At 73.1% G+C, this 3,453-nt stretch carries 7 protein-coding genes; 4 read left to right on the top strand and 3 right to left on the bottom strand.

Going from position 1 to position 3,453, the window contains the following annotated elements; all coding sequences use genetic code 11:
* The coding region (locus AB0G02_RS31950; RefSeq protein WP_360801541.1) for a CHAT domain-containing protein at positions 1–285 on the top strand (285 nt) is incomplete at its 5' end.
* Between the two features lie 9 nt (positions 286–294).
* On the opposite strand, the gene AB0G02_RS31945 is transcribed toward AB0G02_RS31950, so the two are convergent.
* Positions 295–687, bottom strand: a complete 393-nt coding sequence (locus AB0G02_RS31945) for a nuclear transport factor 2 family protein (RefSeq protein ID WP_360801538.1) — start codon at positions 685–687, stop codon at positions 295–297.
* A gap of 87 nt (positions 688–774) precedes the next feature.
* On the opposite strand from AB0G02_RS31945, the gene AB0G02_RS31940 reads away from it, so the two are divergent.
* From AB0G02_RS31940 to AB0G02_RS31930, 3 genes are all read left to right on the top strand, one after another.
* A complete protein-coding gene (locus tag AB0G02_RS31940; protein ID WP_360801535.1) occupies positions 775–912 on the top strand; it encodes a hypothetical protein in 138 nt (45 codons plus the stop codon).
* Between the two features lie 154 nt (positions 913–1,066).
* A complete protein-coding gene (locus tag AB0G02_RS31935) occupies positions 1,067–1,672 on the top strand; it encodes an STAS domain-containing protein (RefSeq protein ID WP_360801532.1) in 606 nt (201 codons plus the stop codon).
* 70 nt (positions 1,673–1,742) lie between these two features.
* Positions 1,743–1,973: a hypothetical protein gene (locus AB0G02_RS31930; RefSeq protein WP_360801529.1), complete on the top strand. Its 231-nt coding sequence runs from the start codon at positions 1,743–1,745 to the stop codon at positions 1,971–1,973.
* Between the two features lie 10 nt (positions 1,974–1,983).
* On the opposite strand, the gene AB0G02_RS31925 is transcribed toward AB0G02_RS31930, so the two are convergent.
* Both AB0G02_RS31925 and lexA read right to left on the bottom strand, forming a co-directional pair.
* A complete protein-coding gene (locus AB0G02_RS31925; RefSeq protein ID WP_360801526.1) occupies positions 1,984–2,412 on the bottom strand; it encodes a DUF6292 family protein in 429 nt (142 codons plus the stop codon).
* 152 nt (positions 2,413–2,564) lie between these two features.
* Positions 2,565–3,227, bottom strand: coding sequence for a transcriptional repressor LexA (gene lexA, locus AB0G02_RS31920; protein WP_360801523.1), 663 nt, complete (start codon positions 3,225–3,227; stop codon positions 2,565–2,567).
* Positions 3,228–3,453: the final 226 nt, after the last annotated feature.

Raw genomic sequence — 3,453 nt, 5'->3', positions numbered from 1 at the left:
GGCCTCGCGCACCCGCCGCGGCAGGTCGTGCTGGCCGCCTGCGAACTGGCCCTCAACCTGATCCGCCCCGGTGACGAGCCCCTGGGTTTCGCCAGCGCGCTGCTGGCCAGCGGGTCGCAGCTGGTCATCGCGCCGCTCAGCCGGGTCGGGGACCAGGCGTGCGCCGCCGCGATGGACGACTACCACCGCCGCTTGGCCGCCGGGGCCCGACCGGCCGTGGCGCTGGCGGACGCGATCGCCGTCGACCCGCTGCGGCGGCCGTTCGTCTGCCTCGGCAGCGGGTAGCGCGGCCGGTCAGTCCAGGTGCTCCGGGGCGAAGTAGTCGCGCAGCAGGGCGATCTTCCCGTCCCGGAGCCGGAAGATCTGCACGAGGGACATCCGGGTGACCTCGCCGGCCTTCTCGTAGGCGGTGTCGATCTCCGCGATGAACACCGCCGGGTCGTCGGTGGTGTGCAGCACCAACCGCGACCGGTCCAGCAGGACGGTGAGCTCGGTGTGCGCCGGCCGCGCGTAGTACGCGGCGAGCCCGGCCTCGATCTCGTCGCGGCCGGTCATCCGCGCCGGCAACGGGCCACCGGGCGGCATCAGCGGGGCGTCGAAGACCCCGTCCTCGGTGAACATCGCGGCGACCGCGCCCGCGTCCTTGGCCAGGCCGGCGCGGACGTAGCGCTCGAAGAGTTCCCGCATCCTCCGATGCTAGGACCCGAACGCCACCCGCGGGCCGTTCGGCGGCTCCGCCTCCCCCGCGTTCGACCACGCGGTCGACGGCGAGTGGTGACCGGGTTCGACCCGACCTTCCCGGACGACCGCCACGGCACCGAGGCCGAACGCCGCCGCGCCTTCGACCTCGGCCGGCTCGTCCGGGCGCTGGGCGAGCCCCTCCGGAGGGACGCCGCGGCCCGCCGCTCCTGACCGCCCACCCCGCTCCCCCGCCACCGCCGGGGTACGGTCCCCGACCCGGACCAGTCGTCATCGCCACGTTGGCGGTGTCGGCCGGTTGCCGAGCGGGTAAAGGTGGAAGGACAGGACCCGGGTCCGCGGGCGAGGTCGGGGGTGAGGGAGCGGCGTGCACTGGGATGTCGACCAGCCGTCGGTGACGGTCGAGGACGTCGGGGACGAGGGCGTGGTGGTGGCCGCGGTGCACGGCGACCTCGACGTGGACACCTTCCGCCAGGTGCGCCAAGCCCTGTTCAGCTGCCTGAACGGCCGGACGTCCGCGCTCGTGGTCGACCTCGGTGACGTGGGGTTCTTCGGGTCGATGGGCATCGCGGTGCTGGTCGAGGCCCGCCAGCGCGCCGACGTGGTGGGCGCCGGGTTCGCCGTGGTGGCCGGTCGGCGCACGGTGGCCCGACCGATCCGCCTGACCGACACCGAAGACCTGCTCCGGCTGCACCGCACGATGGACGAGGCGCTGGCCGGCGTGCGTGGCGGCTCCGGGCACCACGACCACGGGTACGAGCACCAGGGCGACCAGCCCGAGCGGTACGGCTACCACGGTGCCCACTTCGAGCACCCCGGGAACGGGTTCGCACGCCACGCCGACGAGCCCGCGCGCCACAACGGCCAGGTCAGCCGGTTCGAGCACCCGGGAAACCGGTTCGAGCACGACGGGGACCGGTTCGAGCACCACGACGCCCCGGCGGACAGCGAGTTCTCCTGGTGGTCCTCCTGAACCCGCGCCGCCGGACCCGGACGTGACCGCTCGTCCTCAACTACCCTCGAAGGGGTCGGGAGGAGAGGTCATGACCGATGAGGAGCTCGTCGTCGAGTTCGCCCTGACCCGGCTGGACCACCCCGACCTCGACCTGGAGGACGTCGCCGCGCTCGTGGTGCGGCGGGTGGGCGCGGACCGCATGCTCGACCTCGCCGGGCGCAACCTCGCCACCCGCGGTGAGCTGCGGGGTGCGGCGTTCCCGTCCGCCGTGGAGCACGTGCTGCGCGTGGTGCTGACCCTGCGCGGCCCGGCCGACTGACCTCGTCCGGTCAGGGGACCTTGGCCCGGCCGCCGTCGGCGTACCGGACGAGCAGGTCGGCCAGGTCGTCCCCGTCCCCCGCCGGCATCGCGGGCGGTTCCGGGTGGTCGGGCAGACGGCCGGCGACCAGGTCGGACACGAACACCGTGACGTCCTCCGGCGGCGGCAGCACCGGAGGCCCGAGGTAGGTCAGCGCGGCCAGGTCGGCTCCCCGGCCGACCTCGATCCCGGCGCACCACCCGGTGTGCTCGTCCCAGATCAGCGCCAGGTCGTCGTCCGGGTGCAGGGGCAACCGCTGGTCCAGCGCGATGTAGGCGGTGGCGTCCGGCGCGCACTCGTACCAGCACGACTCCAGGTCGACGCCCAACCGCCGGGCGACCAGCCGCAGGTACTGCCGCAGGCCCCGGTCCTGCGGGCCGTCCGCCTCGATGCCCACCACGACGACCTCCACCCGTGCGCCCGACGGGACCGCCCCCGATCCGCGGCGAGGCACGATTCGCTCGACCCAGTCTGCATCCACTCGACGGCCGAGTGCATTACTTCGTTCGGATGAGAAGCCGTGACGCCGAGTGGCCGCAGGGGCCGAGGAGGTCAGACGCTGCGCAGGACCGACACGACGGTGCCGAGCACGACGGCGCGGTCGCCGTCGATCGGGGCGTAGGCCGCGTTGCGCGGTTCGAGGGAGACGTGGCCGTTGCGGCGGCGGTAGACCTTGACCGTGGCCTCGCCGTCGATCATGGCGGCCACGATCTGACCCGAGTGCGCCTCCTGCTGCTGCCGCACCACGACGATGTCGCCGTCGCAGATCGCCGCGTCGACCATCGAGTCGCCGCGCACCCGCAGCCCGAACACCGTGCCGCGACCGGTGAGCCCCCGCGGCAGCGTGAGGACGTCGTCGACGTGCTCCTCGGCGGCGATGGGGCTGCCCGCGGCGATGTGACCGACCACCGGCACGGGCACCGAGTCGTCGGAGGACTCGCGCGCCGACGGCTCGTGCAGGAACAGGCGCACGTCGATCGGTCGGGACATGGTGGTGCTGCGACGGAGGAAACCCTTCTCCTCCAACGCCGCGAGGTGCTTGGACACCGAGGACGACGACCGCAGGCCGACCGCGTCACCGATCTGCCGCGTGCTCGGTGAGTACCCGTGGCGGACCACCCAGTCGCGGATCGCCGCCAGGATGCGCTGCTGGCGCGGCGGCAGGGTGGAGGTGTCCAGGTGCTCGAACGCGTCAAGATCGTCGTAGGCGGTCACCTGCGGGATCTTAGAGCGGGGTGACGGGGGCCTTGCCCGCGCACTAAGTTACCGATTGGTAGCCACCGTTGCACCCCCGAGGAGCCCGCATGCCGACGCTCGAACGCCACGACGACGTGTTCCTCCTCGACCTAGACGAGTAATGCGTAAGTCGGTCAGTGGTCGTAGGCGGTCAGGGATCGGGTGACGGGTTGGCCGGTGGCGCGGTTGTGCCAGATGGCGGCGG

Origin of the sequence: Actinosynnema sp. NPDC023658, from assembly GCF_040639995.1 — a bacterium.
In the GTDB taxonomy this organism is placed as follows: domain Bacteria; phylum Actinomycetota; class Actinomycetes; order Mycobacteriales; family Pseudonocardiaceae; genus Actinosynnema.
Note: the sequence above shows the minus strand (reverse complement) of the source record. Positions and strands in the feature narration are given on the sequence as shown.

Excerpts from the sequence above, each read along its gene's own strand:
- AB0G02_RS31945 (WP_360801538.1), bottom strand. The coding sequence starts at position 687 with ATGCGGGAACTCTTCGAGCGCTACGTCCGCGCCGGCCTGGCCAAGGAC.
- AB0G02_RS31930 (WP_360801529.1), top strand. The coding sequence starts at position 1,743 with ATGACCGATGAGGAGCTCGTCGTCGAGTTCGCCCTGACCCGGCTGGAC.